Origin of the sequence: Geobacillus sp. DSP4a (genome assembly GCF_013096875.1) — a bacterium.
GTDB lineage: Bacteria > Bacillota > Bacilli > Bacillales > Anoxybacillaceae > Geobacillus > Geobacillus thermophilus.
The window spans coordinates 23,164-40,429 of sequence record NZ_SDLD01000026.1 but is presented as its reverse complement, the minus strand read 5'-3'; the positions used below and the strand labels follow the sequence as shown (position 1 = coordinate 40,429).

Annotated in this window: 19 protein-coding genes, 1 tRNA gene, 1 pseudogene and 1 riboswitch; all 21 genes and pseudogenes read right to left on the bottom strand. The window is 57.1% G+C overall.

The genetic code is table 11. The features are described 5' to 3' along the window. Positions 1–42: 42 nt before the first annotated feature. The 21 genes and pseudogenes from ETC02_RS10490 to ETC02_RS10390 all read right to left on the bottom strand — a co-directional run bounded on the left by ETC02_RS10490 (position 43) and on the right by ETC02_RS10390 (position 17,259). A complete protein-coding gene (locus ETC02_RS10490) occupies positions 43–1,545 on the bottom strand; it encodes a cobyric acid synthase (RefSeq protein WP_033010017.1) in 1,503 nt (500 codons plus the stop codon). Further along, positions 1,538–2,905 carry a cobyrinic acid a,c-diamide synthase CobB gene (locus ETC02_RS10485; protein WP_033010019.1) on the bottom strand — a complete coding sequence of 456 codons (1,368 nt, stop codon included), beginning with the start codon at positions 2,903–2,905 and terminating at the stop codon, positions 1,538–1,540. The genes ETC02_RS10490 and ETC02_RS10485 overlap by 8 nt, the downstream gene beginning before the upstream one ends. Next, positions 2,851–4,035 (bottom strand): cobalt-precorrin 5A hydrolase, encoded by a 1,185-nt coding sequence (locus tag ETC02_RS10480; protein WP_033010020.1) that lies wholly within the window; start codon positions 4,033–4,035, stop codon positions 2,851–2,853. The genes ETC02_RS10485 and ETC02_RS10480 overlap by 55 nt, the downstream gene beginning before the upstream one ends. 1 nt (position 4,036) lies before the next feature. Further along, positions 4,037–4,810: a precorrin-4 C(11)-methyltransferase gene (gene cobM, locus ETC02_RS10475; protein ID WP_063210301.1), complete on the bottom strand. Its 774-nt coding sequence runs from the start codon at positions 4,808–4,810 to the stop codon at positions 4,037–4,039. Continuing rightward, entirely contained in the window at positions 4,807–5,508 is a 702-nt protein-coding gene (gene cobI / locus ETC02_RS10470; protein ID WP_011887473.1) for a precorrin-2 C(20)-methyltransferase, read from the bottom strand. The genes cobM and cobI overlap by 4 nt, the downstream gene beginning before the upstream one ends. Continuing rightward, a complete protein-coding gene (locus ETC02_RS10465) occupies positions 5,505–6,710 on the bottom strand; it encodes a bifunctional cobalt-precorrin-7 (C(5))-methyltransferase/cobalt-precorrin-6B (C(15))-methyltransferase (RefSeq protein WP_011231290.1) in 1,206 nt (401 codons plus the stop codon). Before ETC02_RS10465 ends, cobI begins: the two co-directional genes overlap by 4 nt. Further along, positions 6,676–7,794, bottom strand: coding sequence for a cobalt-precorrin-5B (C(1))-methyltransferase (locus ETC02_RS10460; RefSeq protein WP_011231291.1), 1,119 nt, complete (start codon positions 7,792–7,794; stop codon positions 6,676–6,678). Before ETC02_RS10460 ends, ETC02_RS10465 begins: the two co-directional genes overlap by 35 nt. A gap of 6 nt (positions 7,795–7,800) precedes the next feature. Further along, a complete protein-coding gene (locus tag ETC02_RS10455) occupies positions 7,801–8,448 on the bottom strand; it encodes a precorrin-8X methylmutase (RefSeq protein WP_011231292.1) in 648 nt (215 codons plus the stop codon). 114 nt (positions 8,449–8,562) lie between these two features. Further along, positions 8,563–9,339, bottom strand: a complete 777-nt coding sequence (gene cobK, locus ETC02_RS10450) for a precorrin-6A reductase (protein WP_171698258.1) — start codon at positions 9,337–9,339, stop codon at positions 8,563–8,565. Positions 9,340–9,361: 22 nt separating this feature from the next. Continuing rightward, entirely contained in the window at positions 9,362–10,186 is an 825-nt protein-coding gene (locus tag ETC02_RS10445; RefSeq protein WP_011231294.1) for a sirohydrochlorin chelatase, read from the bottom strand. A gap of 212 nt (positions 10,187–10,398) precedes the next feature. Beyond that, positions 10,399–12,186 (bottom strand): precorrin-3B C(17)-methyltransferase, encoded by a 1,788-nt coding sequence (gene cobJ, locus ETC02_RS10440; RefSeq protein WP_171698257.1) that lies wholly within the window; start codon positions 12,184–12,186, stop codon positions 10,399–10,401. Positions 12,187–12,250: 64 nt separating this feature from the next. Next, positions 12,251–13,039 carry an energy-coupling factor ABC transporter ATP-binding protein gene (locus tag ETC02_RS10435; RefSeq protein ID WP_253264122.1) on the bottom strand — a complete coding sequence of 263 codons (789 nt, stop codon included), beginning with the start codon at positions 13,037–13,039 and terminating at the stop codon, positions 12,251–12,253. A 5-nt stretch (positions 13,040–13,044) separates the two neighbouring features. Next, entirely contained in the window at positions 13,045–13,770 is a 726-nt protein-coding gene (locus ETC02_RS10430) for an energy-coupling factor transporter transmembrane component T family protein (protein WP_044742817.1), read from the bottom strand. Then, complete coding sequence (locus ETC02_RS10425; protein WP_011231298.1) at positions 13,754–14,047, bottom strand: energy-coupling factor ABC transporter substrate-binding protein; 294 nt, start codon at positions 14,045–14,047, stop codon at positions 13,754–13,756. Before ETC02_RS10425 ends, ETC02_RS10430 begins: the two co-directional genes overlap by 17 nt. Positions 14,048–14,051: 4 nt before the next feature. Next, complete coding sequence (locus ETC02_RS10420) at positions 14,052–14,795, bottom strand: energy-coupling factor ABC transporter permease (protein ID WP_044742818.1); 744 nt, start codon at positions 14,793–14,795, stop codon at positions 14,052–14,054. After that, positions 14,796–15,194, bottom strand: coding sequence for a (2Fe-2S) ferredoxin domain-containing protein (locus tag ETC02_RS10415; protein ID WP_011231300.1), 399 nt, complete (start codon positions 15,192–15,194; stop codon positions 14,796–14,798). Between the two features lie 185 nt (positions 15,195–15,379). Further along, positions 15,380–15,573: riboswitch (cobalamin riboswitch) on the bottom strand. A gap of 58 nt (positions 15,574–15,631) precedes the next feature. Continuing rightward, a pseudogene (locus ETC02_RS18380) lies at positions 15,632–15,772 on the bottom strand (RraA family protein); the annotation flags it as partial. Positions 15,773–15,789: 17 nt separating this feature from the next. Then, entirely contained in the window at positions 15,790–16,170 is a 381-nt protein-coding gene (locus ETC02_RS10405; protein WP_008880146.1) for a retropepsin-like aspartic protease, read from the bottom strand. Beyond that, positions 16,160–16,414, bottom strand: a complete 255-nt coding sequence (locus ETC02_RS10400) for a hypothetical protein (RefSeq protein WP_008880145.1) — start codon at positions 16,412–16,414, stop codon at positions 16,160–16,162. The genes ETC02_RS10405 and ETC02_RS10400 overlap by 11 nt, the downstream gene beginning before the upstream one ends. 51 nt (positions 16,415–16,465) lie before the next feature. Then, positions 16,466–16,951, bottom strand: coding sequence for a ribonuclease E activity regulator RraA (gene rraA / locus ETC02_RS10395; protein WP_011231303.1), 486 nt, complete (start codon positions 16,949–16,951; stop codon positions 16,466–16,468). Between the two features lie 236 nt (positions 16,952–17,187). Further along, positions 17,188–17,259 (bottom strand) — tRNA-Gln (locus ETC02_RS10390). Between the last annotated feature and the right edge of the window lie 7 nt (positions 17,260–17,266).

The following is a 17,266-nucleotide window of genomic DNA, read 5'->3' as shown; positions in this document are numbered from 1 at the left end:
GCCATATCGGCCGTTCCTCCGCACCACCATTTTCCATATCGATCACAGCCGCTGAAATTGACGCATCATCTGTTCGATCCGTCCGACGTCGACATGCTCGCGGACATGGGCGGCAAGCCGGTCAAACATCGCTTCCTTACGGGTGTGAAACGATACAGCGCCGTGCAACGGAGCTCCCTTTTCGCGGCGAATAGCATTCAAAAAAGCGGTGCGGAACGCATCGTTATGAAACAAATCGTGCATGTACGTGCCCAGCACCCGCTCATCACTGTGCTTCGCCCCTTCATGACGGCCGTCCGCCTCAATAAGCGGCGCATAGCCAGAAAGCGGCGCCGAGCGGCCCATATGAATTTCGTATCCTTGCACGGCAAATCGCTCTCCGCCCCATGTAAGCACTCCTTCGGAACGGATCGTGATTTTCGTCCGCTCAAGCGTTGTTTCCATTGGCAGCAACCCAAGCCCTTTGACTTCCAAAAGCGGCGTCTCGACTCCATACGGATCGCGGATGACGGCGCCAAGCATTTGGTAGCCGCCGCATAAGCCGACGACCCTCGCTTTTCCTTCATTGACAAGCGACACAATGCGGGAAGCGAGTCCTCTTTTCTTCATATAAATCAAGTCTTCGATCGTGTTTTTGCTTCCCGGCAGCACGATCACATCCGGCTCGCCGAGTTCACCCACGTGCGTCACCAACCGGACGCGGCAGTCCGGTTCGGCCAAAAGCGGGTCGATATCGGTGAAATTGGCGATTTTCGGATAGCGGATGACGGCGATGTCAATCGCTTCCTCTCCCCCGACAGATGAAGCAAACCGCTCAAGCGACAGCGAATCTTCCGCATCGATCGTCAAATCCGGCAAATAGGGGACAACGCCGAGCACCGGCACGCCGGTGTGCTGCTCAAACCAATCAAGCCCCGGTTTAAGCAGTGACACATCGCCGCGAAACTTGTTAATGATGACGCCGATGACCCGCTTTCGGTCCTCAGGCTCAAGCAGCGACAGCGTTCCGACGAGGCTCGCGAACACCCCGCCCCGCTCAATATCGCCGATCAACACGACCGGAGCGTTGGCGAGGCGGGCGATGCGCATGTTGACGAGCTCACGGTCGTTTAAATTTACTTCGGCCGGGCTTCCCGCTCCTTCGATGACAAGCCGATCGTATTCGTTCATCAGCGTTTCAAGCGACTGGCGAATGACGGCCAGTCCTTGGTCGAAAAACTCGTTTCGGTAGGCGAACGCCTGCATATTGGCATACGGTTTGCCAAGCACGACGATTTGCGACTCGTGATCGCGGCTTGGCTTAATCAAAATCGGATTCATCTCGACGCGCGCCGCCACTCCGGCCGCTTCCGCCTGAATGCCTTGCGCCCGGCCGATTTCTTTCCCGTCCGGCGTTACATATGAGTTTAACGACATGTTTTGCGACTTAAACGGCGCCGTCTTCCAGCCGTCTTGGGCAAACATGCGGCAAAAGGCGGTTGCGATGACGCTTTTGCCGGCATCGGAATGGGTGCCTTGAAACATGACTGGCAGCGCTCTAGCCATCGCGTTTCACCCGCTCGCATGCGGCGAGCCATCGTTCAGCCATCGCCGGGGCGGACGCGAAATGGAAATGGACGTAGCCGGCGACAAGCCGGTGCATTAGACAACCGTCCGGCTTTGTTCCTTTCCGGCCGCTCGTGTCATAAGCAAACGGCATCTCGCTCCGCGGTTCGTACACCGAATAATGGAATTCATGTCCGCGCGCTGTTTCTCCTTCCGGCAATAGAAAATTCCCTTTCCGCCCGCGCACTTCGCGATACCCAAGCGCCGCCAGCGTCCGCTGCATGACGACCCGCCCCGGAATGACGCCGACCATGTCGTACGCCTCCCCGCTCGTCGTCACAAGCTGTTCGGTGAGAAACATAAATCCGCCGCACTCAGCCAGCGTCGGCAAACCGGATTCAATCGCCGCCCGGATCGACTGTTTCGCCGCCGTCTGCCGCGCCAGCTCAGCGGCAAATTCCTCCGGGAAGCCGCCGCCGATATACAGCCCGTCGGCGCCTTCCGGAAGCGGCTCGCCGGCGAGCGGGGAGAAATAAACAAGTTCCGCGCCATAGGCAGCCAATATCTCCAAGTTTTCTGGATAGTAAAAGTGGAAGGCGGCATCCTTCGCCACCGCGATGCGAACCGGATACGTCCGGCTTGGCTGGACAAGCGGCGCAGGCGCCTCCAGAGGCGGAGCGGACTCGGCGATTTGAAGCAGCGCCTCCCAATCGACTGTTTCCGCTACTTTTTCCCCAAGGGCGGCAAAAAAAGCATCCAATTCGCCGCGCTCCACCGACGGTACGAGCCCTAAATGCCGCTCGGGCAACGTCAGAGCCTCGTCTTTTGGCAAATAACCGACCGCCGGGATGCCGCACATTTGCTCGATGGCCGCCTGAATCAGCCGGAAATGCCCTTCGCCGCCGACGCGGTTCGCAAACACGCCGGCAATGCGGACGTTGGGGTGAAACGTTTGAAACCCGCGGACGATGGCAGCAGCGCTGCGGGCCATGCCGGCGGCGTCAATGACAAGCAGCACCGGGCTTTCCGTCAATGCCGCAATATCGGCTGTCGATCCTTCATCAGACAGCGGCTGCTTGCCGTCAAACAGCCCCATCACCCCCTCGATGATGGCGAGATCCGCCCCTTGGCAGCCGTTCGCCAACATTTGGCGCACGTTCGCACGGCCGGCCATCCAGCTGTCCAAGTTGCGCGCCGGCCGGCCGGTGACCGCCGTATGGTACGTCGGATCAATGTAGTCTGGTCCGCATTTAAACCCTTGCACCGTATATCCTTGCTGCCTCATGGCCGCCATCAAGCCGAGCGTTACAGTCGTTTTGCCGGCACCGCTTCCTGGCGCAGCGATGACAAGCCGTCGCATGGCTCGCTCTCCTTTCTGCGTCTGTGATCGATCAGTGCCACCGAAATCGTCACGTTACCCGATTTCTTTTTCACGAGCGCCATTCGATCGGCCCCGCTGTACAATTTCGCCGCCGGCTCGCTCACCCCGTAGGCGCCGGTGTAGCGAAACACGGTCTCCGACGGCGCTTCGATCGGCACCGTGTTCAGCTCTTCTGGCGTATATGCAACCAATTCCCATCGATATTTGTTGACTACCTCCAAAAGGCCTTGTTCATCCTTTTTTAAGTCAATGGTGCACACCGCTTTGACGCTTTTCATCGAAAAGCGCAGCTCATTGAGCGTCTCATGGATGACCGCTTCGATTTCGTCAGCCGATGTGCCGCGGTTGCAGCCGATGCCAAGGGCGATCACTTTCGGGCGATACAAGACGCCGTTTTGCAAAATCGCTTCTTCTTCCGGCGCAAGCAGCCGGTGAGTGACCACAAGCGCCGCCGTCGGGCGGGCGGCCAGCGCCTCCGCGATCGAGCCGTACACGGTGATGTTTTTCGGCAGCGGGCGGCCCGCCGGCCACCAATTTGGTTCTCCTGACTCTTGCACAATGGCGACCGGTTCTTCATTGACAACAGCCGCGCTCACCGGCGTCAAGTTGTCATCCGACTCCCATTCCCAGCCGAATTCGCGGCCGAATAGATCAACAGCGATCGTCTGCTGCACATCGGAAGCGGTCGTAATGACCGGGCGGGCGCCCAATATGGCGGCCACACGCCGCGTCAGTTCGTTGGCGCCTCCTAAATGGCCGGATAATACGCTGATGACATGTTCTCCTTTATCATCAATGACGACAACCGCCGGATCGGTCTTTTTATCTTTCAGCAATGGAGCGATCATCCGGACGACCGCGCCGAGCGAAATGATGCAAATGAGTCCGTCGTAGCGGGCGAACAGCTCCGGCAGCAACGTCTTCACGTTGCCGGAAAACAAGCGGATCCCGTGCTCCGCTTCATCGCCGCGGGCGAATTTCTCCGTATAATACACGTCCGCTCCAACTAGCGCGCCGCCGAGCCGGCGGGCGATCTCGACCCCGTGTTTCGTAATGGCCACGACCGCATAGGCGCCGTTCCTTTCGTTGTTTATGGCAACAGCCCCCACCTTACGCCTCCCCCTTTCGATATCCGTGCGTAAACGTCCGGTCATACAGCTTCGACCGATAGCCTTGTCCATGAATATGCGGATCGAGCGCCCAGCCGGCTAAGATGATGGCGTGCTTCGTCACGCCATAGCGCCGCATATCGTCAGCCATTGTGGCAACGGTGGAACGAATCACGACTTCATCCGGCCATGTCGCCTTATAGACGACCGCCACCGGCGTATCACCGCTCCAGCCCGCGTCAAGGAGCGCCGCGCTTACTTTTTTGGCAAGCGTCGCGCTTAAAAAGAGGACAAGGGTGCAATGATGCTGGGCGAGCTCCTGCAATTTCTCACGCGGCGGCACCGGCGTCCGCCCCTCGGCGCGGGTGAAAATGACCGTCTGCGTCAATTCGGGGACGGTGAGCTCCGCCTGCACCGCGGCCGCGGCCGCAAACGCCGAACTGACACCGGGGACGATTTCGACTTCAATTCCTTCTCCTTTCAATAAGGCGATTTGCTCAAGCGTCGCCCCGTAAATCGATGGATCACCTGTATGCACGCGGACAACGAGCCGGCCTTGCCTCACCTTGTCGGCCATCATCGCCACCATTTGTTCCAAATGCATGCCAGCCGTATGAAACACCTCTGCCTCCGCCTTCCGGTAACGCTCAATCAGTTCTTCGCTCACTAACGAGTCGGTGTAAAAAATGGCGTCCGCCGCGGCCAACAGCTCCGCTCCTCGAACGGTGATCAAATCCGGCGCCCCCGGCCCTGCTCCGATGATATACAGCTTCACTTTCTCACCACCAGCAATGTCAAATATTCGAGTTCTGCCCCTTCGAGCCGCTCAACGTCCCAAATGACTTCTTCCCTTGACGTCACTTTCGTCACCACTGCCGCCCGATGAAGCAAATCGAGCTCGCGCAGGAGGCGGATCATCAAGTCGATCACTTTCGCTACTTTAAAAAAGATGACACAATCATGTGCAAGAATCGCGGCTTTCATCGCTTCATAGTCGTCACGCGCCGGCACGATCGCCACTTGCTCATCGCCGTCCGCAAGCGGCAGGCGAAGCCGGGCGGCGGCGGCGTTCGCCGAGCTGACGCCGGGGACGACTTCGATCGGCGCGTCTGGATAGCGTCGCTCCATCACATGCATCAAATGGATGAACGTGCTGTACAACAGCGGATCGCCTTCGGTGACAAACGCCACATCGCGCCCAGCCGACAGTTCCGCCCAAATGGCGTCGGCTGCTTCGTTCCATTTTGGTTCAAGCACGGCCACGTCTTTTGTCATCGGAAAATGCAGGCCGAGCCGCCGTTTTTCCTCCGGCGCAAAATACGCGTCAATAATTTGTTCGGCATAGCTTTTGCTTTGCCGCCCTTTTTTTGGATAGGCGATCACCTCCGCCTCTTTTAGGCGGCGGTATGCCTTGACGGTCATCAGCTCCGGATCGCCTGGGCCCACGCCGATGCCATATAATGTTCCCGTCATTCCTCTCCCTCCCGCTTCGCGGCTATGATGTACACCGGATTGAGCGCCTCAAAGCGCGTCAAGTTCAAAATCGGCTTGCTTCGCGACACTTGCGCGAGCGTGATGTCGACATGAAACCCGCGTTCGCCGAGCTCGCGGCTCGCTTCGGCCAGCGTCTCGATCGTCGCCGCATTGATGACGATGCGCCCGTTTCGTTTCAAGCGGCGGCAGCACACATCCAGCAATGGCGCCATCGCCCCTGACGTGCCGCCGATAAAGATGGCGTCCGGGTCGGCAAATTCGTCGAGCCGATCGGGCGCCCTGCCGTGCACAAGTGTGATATCGACGCGGAATTTGCGCAAGTTTTGCCGGCAAAGTTCGATATCTTGTTCATTTTTTTCAATCGCAAACACGGCGCCGTCGCGGGCGATTTTCGCCGCTTCAATCGCCACCGAACCGGTGCACGTTCCAATATCCCAGACGACGCTGTCCGGGCGCAAGCGCAAGGCGCTTAGACTTAAAACTCGGATTTCTTTTTTCGTAATCAATCCTTTGTCCGGCTTGCGCTGAAAAAACTCGTCATCCTCAATGCCGAACGGCCAAACCGGGCTTGGCGCTGTCTGCCGCAAAATGACTATATTTAATGGAAGAAACTCGGCTTCCGCCATCTCTTCCAACGAAAACAAGCGGCAGCGCTCGTTCGGGCCGCCGAGCTCCTCGCCGACAAACGCCTCATATTCCGTCATGCCGTACTCGAGCAAATAGCGGGCGATGACGTCCGGCGAGTTCGTCTCATCGGTTAAGATGGCGACTTTGCGCCGCCCGTCGATCCGTTGCACGAGGCCGGTGAGCGGGCGGCCATGGGCGCTGACAAATGCGGCATCTTGCCAAGACTCCCCCATTTTCGCAAACGCCCATTGCACCGAGCTGACCGCCGGATACACCTCGATCGGCAATTTGCCGGCCAAATAGCTGCCGATGCCGTAAAAGAGCGGATCGCCAGACGCCAGCACGACAGTACGGCGCGTCTCGTGCCGAAGCCGCTCCACCAGCTCCGCCAGTCCGCGGCGGATGACGATCGTTTCTCCTTTGTAATCGGGAAACATCGCCAGCTGCCGCTCGCCGCCGACAAGCAGTTCGCTTTCATCAATCCAGCGCCGATACAGCTCAGGAAGACTTGCCTTCCCGTCAGCTCCCACGCCGATCAGTTTCATCGTCCCCATCAATTTGCACCGCCTTTCCTAATCGTTGTCCGTTCATGGTGTAAATGGACGTCGCCACCGTCAAGCCGCCTCCGACTTCGTTGAGCGCTGCCCGGCAACACGCCTCACACAACAGTTCGAAAAACTTCGTGCAGCCGGCTTCTTGCATCATGTCGCCGACTTGCGCCGCCGTGTTCGCGCCGCGCACCGCGGCCACCAACGCGGAAGAGGCGCCGGCTTGCTCAGCGAGCGCCGCCAAAAAACCGAAGTCAACCGGAGCGCTTTTCGAGTGCACCATCATCACCCCTTGGGCGACTTTCGAAAATTTCCCCATCATCCCGACCATCGACACCATCTTGATGCCAAGCCGTTTGCATTGCTTCAGCGTAAACCCGACAAAATCACCCATTTCAATAAATGCTTCTTCCGGCAAATGCGGATACTCTTGCATGGCATATTTCTCGCTCCGCCCCCCGGTCGTGATTACGACATGGCGGCAGCCGTTCGCTTTCGCCACTTGAAGCGCCTGTACGATGCTCGCCCGGTAGGCGGCGGTCGAGAACGGAACGACGATGCCCCGCGTTCCTAAAATCGAAATGCCGCCCATAATGCCAAGCCTCGGATTCAACGTTTTTTTGGCGATTTCCTCGCCGCCGGGCACAGAAATGACGACCTTCACCCCGCGATGTAGACCGTATTGCGCCAATACTTCGTTGACTGCTTCGCGGATCATTTGCCGCGGCACTGGATTGATCGCGGCTTCCCCGACCGGCACCGGCAAGCCGGGTTTCGTGACGCGTCCGACCCCTTCCCCGCCGTCAATATGAACGCCCGGCGACGAGGCCCATGAGACAGTGGAAACGATGAGCGCACCGTGCGTCGCATCCGGATCATCGCCGCCGTCTTTCACCACAGCTGCAGTCGCCGTTTCGCCTTCGAACGAACAAGAGGCAAGTGAAAAGGTGACGACCCGCCCGATCGGAAGGCGAATCGTCGCGTCTGTCTGCACTTGGCCAGTGATGAGGGCTGTGAGCGCGGCTTTCGTGGCCGCTGCCGCGCACGATCCGGTCGTATATCCTTCACGCAGCGTTTTTTTTGTTTCCATCGTTCGTCACGCTCGCTCGGCAAGCAGCGATAACGCATTCAAAGCGGCGACCGTCACGGTGCTTCCTCCTTTGCGGCCGCGATTGGTGATGAACGGCACATCGAGCTTCGCCAATTCTTCTTTCGATTCCGCCGCCGAGACGAATCCGACCGGCAAGCCGATCACAAGCCCCGGCCGCGCTTCTCCTTCTTTGATGAGACGAATGAGCTCCAACAGCGCAGTCGGTGCGTTGCCAATGGCGAAAATGCCGCCTTCCGCTTCTTTCACCGCTTTGCGCATCGCCACGATCGCCCTCGTCGTATTCAGCCGTTTCGCTTCCGCGATCACGTCTTCATCAGAAATATAGACACGCACCGCGCTGCCGAACTTCGCCAACCGCGCTTGATTGACGCCGGCTTGCACCATTTGCACATCGGCGACGACAAGCTTGCCGCTGCGGATGGCATCAATGCCTGAGCGAATCGCATCCGGGTGGAAAAGAAGACTTTTGCCAAGCTCAAAATCAGCCGATGCATGGATGACGCGCTGAACGATTCGATATTGTTCTTCCGTAAACGAATGCTCGCCGATCTCTTCATCAATGATTTGAAAACTTCGCGCTTCAATTTGTTCCGGCTGGACGGTGGCCGGACGAAACGTGGTATGAAACTCCATCTTTCACTCGCTCCTTTTTTCGCTTGATGTTCAGGGAACTCCCGCTAGCCAAATCTATTTTGTTTGACACTACGTGTGCGCTTTACCCAGCGGCATGGAGGAATGTCCATCCGTTTACGCCGTCGGAAGCGGGGCATGCTGCTTCAACGACTCAAGCACGCCGGCAAAATCGTGGTGCACGATGCCGTATGACAGCCGCGGGCGGCGGATGACGATGACCTCGATGCCGAGCTCCTCGGCGGCGGCGATTTTCTCATCCACAAATCCGACTTTGCCACTTTCTTTCGTGACGACGACCGTGACGCCGAAATGACGGTACAGCGCCCGGTCGAGCTCTTGGGTAAACGGCCCCTGCATCATGACGATCTGCTCTTGCGAAAACCCAAGACGCTCGCATTTGTCCAAATTGTCTTTTCTCGGGAGCATCCGGGCGATCACCTTCACGTTTGGGCGATTGAGCAGTTTGGCGGCGAAAATGTCGAGCGTTTTGCTGCCGGTCGTCAGCATCACGACGCCGCCTTTTTCCGCCGCCAAGTCAGCCGCTTCTTCATAGCTGTCGACAAATGTCACCTTCTCGGATGAAAGCGAAGACGCCTGCCGCTCATAGCGGATGTACGGCAATTCGGCAACGGCCGACGCTTGCATGGCGTTTTTCGACGCCTCCTCCGCAAATGGATGGCTCGCATCGACAATCGCTTTGGCTCCCTCGGCTTTGGCCAGCTCGGCAAGCTGGGACGCATCCAAGCGGCCGACGTAGGCGCGAATGCCGGATGACCGAAGCTGTTCGGCCGCGTGATCGGTGACGACCGTCGCCGTGACCGAATAGCCAGCTTGTTGGATCATCACCGCCAATTCGCGGGCATCGCTCGTCCCTGCCAACATCAAAATCATCAGCGCTCCCCCTTTTTGTTTTTTAGTGATGATGGTGATGATGATGGTGAGAAACGTGCAGCCGGTATTGACAGACATCGCAGTTCATCGCCACCGTTTGATCGAGCACTTCTTGCAGGCGGTCAAGCACGATATCGATCAGTTTCGGATGAAAGCCGACATAATCGGCCAGCGCAAATGAGACGTGCGGGTGATCGAGGCGGTATTGCGCCACTTGCCGTTCAAGCCGCTTGATGAGCACACCGGTGAACAAAAAATACGGCAAAACGACGATCCGCTTCGCCCCAAGCATGAGACAGCGGCGGACGGCGTCATCAAGCGACGGCGTCGTCACCCCCATAAACGCCGGCTCGATGAGCGCATAGCCCGTTTGTTCCCAAAACAAGCGGGCGATTTTATACAAGTCGCTGTTCGCGTCCGGGTCGCTCCCGCCGCGGCCGAGCAAAATGACCGCTGTGCCGTCGTCTGGCTCTTCCGGCCGCTCGCCGATTTCTTGCAGACGCTCGCGCAAAATCGCGAACGTCTGCTCATGAACGCCGATCGGCCGTCCATATCGAAACATGATGTGCGGATAGCGCGCTTTCGCCTCATCGATTTCCGCCGGGATGTGCAGCTTCGAATGCCCAGCCGGCAATAAAATGAGCGGAATGACCGCCACTTCCGCCGCTCCGGCCTCAACGCACCGCGCGATTCCTTCGCTGATCGACGGACGGCCAAACTCTAGAAAACTCGTTTCAACATGGAAAGAAGCAGAAAGACGCGGCCGCAGGCGGTCGACAAACTGCTGTACTTGCTCATTTCCTTCCGGGTCGCGGCTTCCATGGCCGACAAATAAAATGGCTCTCATCCTTGTTTTCCCCCTTTTGTTAGCGGACGTCTTCCGCCGTTCCCTATAAGCGCAATGACTCGATGGGCGCTTCATCCAAATGCGAGGCGCCCATCTATGCTCTTTTATGGAACCAGCCGGTTATTCGATCGACTGTCGGAAAAAGATGCGTCGCTTCGACACCAACGACATCTGCAGACGTTCAAGCTGCACTTATATAACGCATGCTTCCGTCACTCACCGCAAGCCAGCATTTCGATGGACGCGGCCGGTTTTGCCTCTTCGTGTGAAAAACGTCCGACTTGCTTCACGCGGCGGAAAAACTTATGAAACCGTTCATTTGGATGTGCTTGTTCTTGATACTGTTCGATGATTTCTGCCATAACCGCCACAATTTCTTCCGGCGGAATGCCTTCCGCGACGAGCTGGCCGGGATGGGCGTTGCGGCCGACCGTTTTCCCGCCTAAAAACAAGTCAAATTTCCCTTTCCGGTACACAAGCCCGATGTCTTCGTGCACCGCGCCGTAGCACGCCATCCCGCAGCCGTTGATGCCAAGCTTCAACTCTTTCGGCAGCGCCATGCCCCCAAATCGCCGCGCCAATTCCTCGGCGTATGGAATCGCGTCTTTTTTCTCTCCATCGCAAAAGTCGCATGCCTTCACCGTCAGCACATCACCAACCGGCATCACCATCAGTCCGACAGCAGCGAGCCGATCGACAAGCCCTTTTGGATCCTCTGTCACCCGCTCGATTTTGATATAATGATCCGGCGTGTACGTCATTTTCCCGTCCGGTCCGACCGCTTCGGCAAGCGCGATGAGCTGCTCCGGAGTAAACTGCTTGTTGGCCACCCCTGGGCTCACTGCCGCTTCCAACAACACGACCGCCGTCTTTCTTGTTTTCCGTCTCTCTAAAGCGGCGAGCGCGTCTTCGGCTGTTTCTTTCACCCGTTTTGGCGCGGCGGTCGGCTGCCGTTTGGCTGTTTTTGCCAGCGGTGCAGCAAGCGGCGGCAAAACGGCAGCCAGCGGCGTTGGCTCGGCCTCCTTCGTGGCCGCGGCAACAGACGACGGTCGAACCGCGGTGGCCAAGGCGGTGAAAGCACGATCCTTCTGGTTGTCCCCGGCGAGGACAGCCGCTTCGGACGGTCCTGATGCCCCCGTGCTTCCTTCGTCCTCATCTTCCAGCGGTTTCGTCTGGTCAAGCGCCCACGGCTCCGCTTCTTTGCGCAGCCGTTCATGCGGTTTGAGCGGCTGGACGGCGGCTGCTAGTTGATACTTGCGCTGGTAGCCGCGCGGCGTGATCATCACGCCGTCATGGACGAATGTCGTTGAGTTGCCGATAATCACCGTCGTCAACATGCCGATTTCATGGTCCAGCATATGCGCCAAGTCGGTGAGGACGATATGCTGACGCTCGCGATACGCGCTTTTTACCAGACCGACCGGGGTCTCCGGAGACCGGTGGCGAAGCAGGATGCGCTGCGCCTCCACAATCTGCCGAGTGCGCCGCCCGCTTTTCGGGTTGTACAGCGCGATGACAAAATCGGCCGCCGCCGCGGCGTCAATCCGCTTTTCAATCAGCTCCCACGGCGTCAAATGATCGCTCAAACTGATCGTACAGGCATCGTGCATAATCGGGGCGCCAAGCAGCGCCGCGCACGAATGAATCGCGGAAATGCCGGGGATGACTTCGACTTCAATCGGACTCGCTTTCGTCCACCCTTTTTCGATCAACACTTCATACACGAGCCCCGCCATGCCGTACAACCCGGCGTCACCGCTTGAAATGACGGCGACCGTTTTGCCGCGCTCGGCCCACTTCACCGCCGCTTGGGCGCGGCTCACTTCTTCGGTCATGCCTGTGCTGATGATCTCTTTTCCAGCAATGAGATCGCGCACAAGTTCGATGTACGTTTTGTAGCCAATGATGACGTCGCTTTCTTCAATTGCTTCCCGAGCCCGTTTCGTCATATGGTCGACGCTTCCCGGGCCGAAGCCGACAATGAGCAATTTGCCGCTCATCATGATCCCTCCTTTTGCCGACTAGCACCCATTTTTCACACTCCATTCGCCGCTCATGTCCCTTTCACGGCGCAACACATCGGGGGACGATCTTTTCCTCTGGCCGCCATGCTTGCCAAAGCCGCACGAACAGCGGAACATCCAAGCGAATGTCCAACAGCCGCTGGCGGTCGGCGAATACGTCTTCGGGCGCCCCTTGCATCACGATCCGTCCTTCGTGCATGACCGCGACGACATCCGCCCACTGCCAGACGAAATCCATGTCATGGGTGGCGATCAACACGGTCGTCCCCGCCTGGTGAATGGCGTCAATTTGTTTGAGAAACTGCTTTGTCTGATGCTGATCCAAATAGGCGGTCGGTTCGTCCAATACGAGCAAGTCCGGCTTGGCCGCCATCGTACAGCAGAGCGTCAGCCATTTTTTCTGTCCGAGACTGAATTGATGGGTCGGGCGGTCCAGCCAAGATTGAAGGTGGTATTCCGCCGTAATCGCGGCAAGCGCCTCCCCCATTTTTTCTCGATCGATTCCGGCATGGACTAAGCTGATCGCCAATTCATCACGCACGAGCGGGGCGAGGATTTGATGCTCCGGGTTTTGAAAGACGATGCCGACTTCACGCCGCCATTGCGTCCAATCAGCGCCGCGTTCATACATGTTGCGCCCTTTCCAATACACCGCTCCTTCCTGCGCCCGCAGCAGCCCGTTCAAATGAAGAAACAACGTCGTTTTGCCGCAGCCGTTTGGCCCGATCAAGGCGCATTTTTTTCGCTCTGGAATTTCCCAATCAACCCCATTCAGCACATACCGTTCTGCTTGATAAGCGTATTTCACTCGTTCCATTCGCAGCAGCAACGTTTTCACCCCTTCCGCCATGCCCACCCAAGCAGCAAGGCCATGATGATGCCGGCCGCAACATCGACAAGAGGCACATGCGCTTTTTCCCGCTGATGCGTATGCCCAGCCGACGCGACGCCTCCACGCGCCACAAGCGAACGGCTGAACGCTTCATACGAATGCCACGTTTTCATCCATAGTTGGTACATCAGCATCCCGCCATGCCGCCAATGCGTTCCCCCGCTGCGGGCTCGCAGCGCCAGCATTAGCTCTGCGGCCGCCTGCTCGAGCAAAAAGATAAAGCGATACATAAGAAAGCAAAGTTCCACGAGCGCCGCCGGCAGCCGCATTCGCCTCAGCACCGCAATCAAGTCCGGCGCCGGCGTCGTAATGAGAAGGAAAAACAAGCACGACCAGGCGGCAAGGGAGCGGACGGCGAGCTTTGCAGCCGGCTGCAGCTGGCTGTCGATGAAAGTTATTTGAAAAGGAACCGACACGGACACAACGAGCGTCAGCAGGCTGAGCCCTAAAAAAACGGAGGCGGCGAGCATCGCTTTTCCATACACGGAAAACGGCACTCGTGCACGAGCGACAATCCAATACGCCATTCCGATGAGCACAAGCCATTGTTCGCGCCAGCCGCCCATCATGACAACGGCAAGCATAACAAACGCCACGATCAGCTTCCACTCCGCCCGCCATGCCCGCAGCCGGTTGTCATACGCCCAACGGTCAAACTCGCGAATCATGGCTGTTTTTCCGCTCCGAACGCCCTTTGTACAACCCGACGACGTAGCCGATCACGCCGGCGCCAAGCGCGGCTTGCAGCGAGAACAGAAGCGTTTCGACTTCGCCGCCTGGAGGGGTGAAGATCGACTCAAACCACGGCCGGTAATGCGGGTTGAGCGTTTGAATGGCTTTTTCCGCCTGATCGTCCGTTCCACCGAATTCCGATCCGCGCGCCCACCAAAGCGGAATGATGACAAGCAAAGCAGCCAGCAACACGAGCAAGCCATTTTTCTTCATCGCATTACGCCCCCTTTTCCTTTTGGAACAGCGGAGAAGCTTGATAGGAGGAAAGCCAGTTCCAGACGATTACCGTTATGATGCCTTCCGTCACCGCCAACGGCACTTGAGTAATGGCAAAAATGCCGGCGAATTTCAAAAACGAGGCGGTGACTCCCCCATCAGGAGACGGAAACGCCAGGGCAAGCTGCAGGGACGTCATGACATATGTAGCCAAATCAGACAAACAAGCGGCAAGAAACAAAGCCGCTCGATTGGATACCGCCCCTTTTCGGCACAGTTGATACACTCCGTACGCGACGAACGGGCCGACGATCGCCATTGACATCGCATTGGCCCCAAGCGTCGTCACTCCTCCGTGGGCAAGAAGCAGCGCTTGAAAGAGAAGAACGACTGTGCCGATCACCACCATCACCCATGGTCCAAACAAAACCGAGCCGAAGCCGATCCCGGTCGGATGCGAGCTGCTGCCGGTGACGGATGGAATTTTCAACGCCGACAATACAAATGTAAACGCGCCAGCTAACGCCATCAGAAGCTTATGTTCGGGGTGCTGCTTCAGCGTATGCACAAGCCGCCGCAATCCGAACACAAAGAACGGCAAAAACAACAGCCACCAAAACAGCGCCCATTTGACAGGCAAAAATCCTTCCATAATATGCATGGCATACGCTTCATTTTCATTCGTCAACAAAAAATAGGAAACGAACAAAGCCACCATTCCGCTCCATCGAACCGCTCTCTTCATTTATCCCTTCACTCCTTTCGCAGCATGTTCCGTTTTCCGTTTTCCGCTTGGCGCCTCCCGTTCGCCGGCTGGCGTCAACACCAATTCGCCTTCGTATTCATACGTCGCCCACTCCCGCATCGGAACCCCCTCACCCAAATGGGCGCGCACAACCTCCTTCGCCCGCTCCGGCGTCATCTGTCGATACCAGATGCCTTGCGGATAGACGATCATCACACACGCATCTTGACAGCGTCCGTTGCAGCGCGTCCTTGTTGTATGGACAGCGTCGTCAAGCCCGAGACGGGCGATCTCCTCGCGCACCGCGGTTGTCACGTCATCTCCGCCATGGCGGAGGCACGTCCCTCCGTTGCAAATGAGCACATGATGCTTCATTCCCCGCAAATCCCACGTCGCCACCGAATCCCCCCTTTTTGGCTAGAATGATAGAATTTAGACGCAGACAGACGGGCAGGTTTTCGGCAAAAGAAAAAGCACCTCTACAGCAGAGGTGCAGAAAAATGTATACGAAAGCCGTAAACGGCCCAAACAGGGCCCCTAAAGCCGTCATTCTCCCGCACGTCTGCCTATAGTCCCGTAGGCATCCGTCCGATCCAAACAAGGCAGGTCTCCTGACTTAGGATCATCGCTTGGCGGCGTCTTCCCGAAGCATCCTTCAGTGACTTGTTGCCGCAAAGCTCCCCATCACAGTGGCGGGCACCGTGCCGGATTTTCACCGGGCTTCCCTTTTCACCCAAACCCTAGAGCAGGCTTAGGCACCTTGTCTGTTTCTCGCCTATTGATCTTGTCATGGAACAAGCATCCGTTCTCATCGTAGTACAACTTGATGGCAGGCGTCAACCGTTTTTTGCCGACAAATCTTCGCGGGCGACGACAACGCCGTCGGCATCGGCGTACACGTATGCGCCCGGCTCCCAGCGGACGCCGCCGAACTCGAGCACAACGTCGCGGGCGCCTTTTCCTTCTTTTTGGCATTTCGAGCGGGCGTTCCATTTCAACCAGAACGATACATCTCCAACTTGTCCAGGTCTAAGACAAATCCAGCGCCCAGCAATATATCCAATCCTAACAAACCGTTAATCCCCTCATAGTCCATCCCGCTAAAATCAATTTCATACTCTCTTAGCTGGAAAGAATCTAGCTGAATACAGTCTAATTTTTTTGTAAACGCGTACTCTTTCCCACCGATTCCGTAATAAGCCACAATACGATCGCCCGGCTCTACCCGCAAATGAATATCTTCTACTGCATTTTGAGAAATCACTGTTTTCGCCGCACCAGTATCAATCACCATATTATGAATCAACTTAGACCTTCCTTGATAAACGATTTCGATCGATGCAAACAGCAAGCCTTCACGATATTCAATCTGCATAATGAAATTTCCCTCTCAGGCCAATCGCTCCCCGAACTTTTAAAACAATCTCCTTGTGGCTAGTATGATAAACAAGCTGATTCCCTTTCGATTGCAGCAACTCACGAGTTGCATCCTTGTCCGAAACCGTTCCGATAACAGCCACCTCTTCAATGATTTCTTGATCTCCCTCTAAATGGGACTTTAATACTTGTAATTTCACAAATTGATTTGGATACAATGAACGCACTTCCTGCCATTCCATCTCCATCGCCTCAACCTGTTCGTTGTATTGAACGAGACTCGACCGCAGCCGTCAACCATTTTTCGCCAACAAATCTTTGTTGGCGACGACAACGCCGTCCGCATCAGCGTACACGTACGCCCCTGGCTCCCAGCGGACGCCGCCGAACTCGAGCACAACGTCGCGGGCGCCTTTTCCTTCTTTTTTGCTTTTCACTGGGCATGTGCCGATCGCCATCACGCCAATCGGCATGGCGCCAATTTCCGCTGAATCGCGGATGCAGCCGTGGATGATGACGCCAGCAAGCCCCCTCTCGCAAGCGATTTGCGCCAGCCGGTCGCCTAATAGCGCGACGCGGCGCGAGCCTTTTCCATCGACCACGAGCACCGTCCCCGGCGGCACCGTCTCCAGCGCTTCGCGGACAAGGACGTTGTCCTCAAACACGTCGACCGTCGCGATCGGCCCGGAAAACATCCGTTTTCCGCCGTACGATTGGAACGGCAACTCGCATACTTGCAACTCGTCTAAAAATTGATCGCATAAATCAGCTGTTTTCATGACCCTCTCCCCTTTCGCTTTTTTCATTCGCCGCCATTCGTCAAAATCCTGCCGACTCCACATTTTTTGCGGCGCTGTTTCTGCTCGGGAATCGGATGCGTATCCTTGCAGGACCGCTGAAAACGATAAAAAGATGTTCTCGTCCCCGCTTTCCGGCGAACGAAAAAACGGCCCCACACAACATGGCGGAAACCGTTTTGGCCGCCGGGGCGAGCGGACCCCGTCCGGCGATTCAGCTGGGCTAGCTGGATTCGAACCAGCGCATCACGGAGTCAAAGTCCGTTGCCTTACCGCTTGGCTATAGCCCAACGTTTT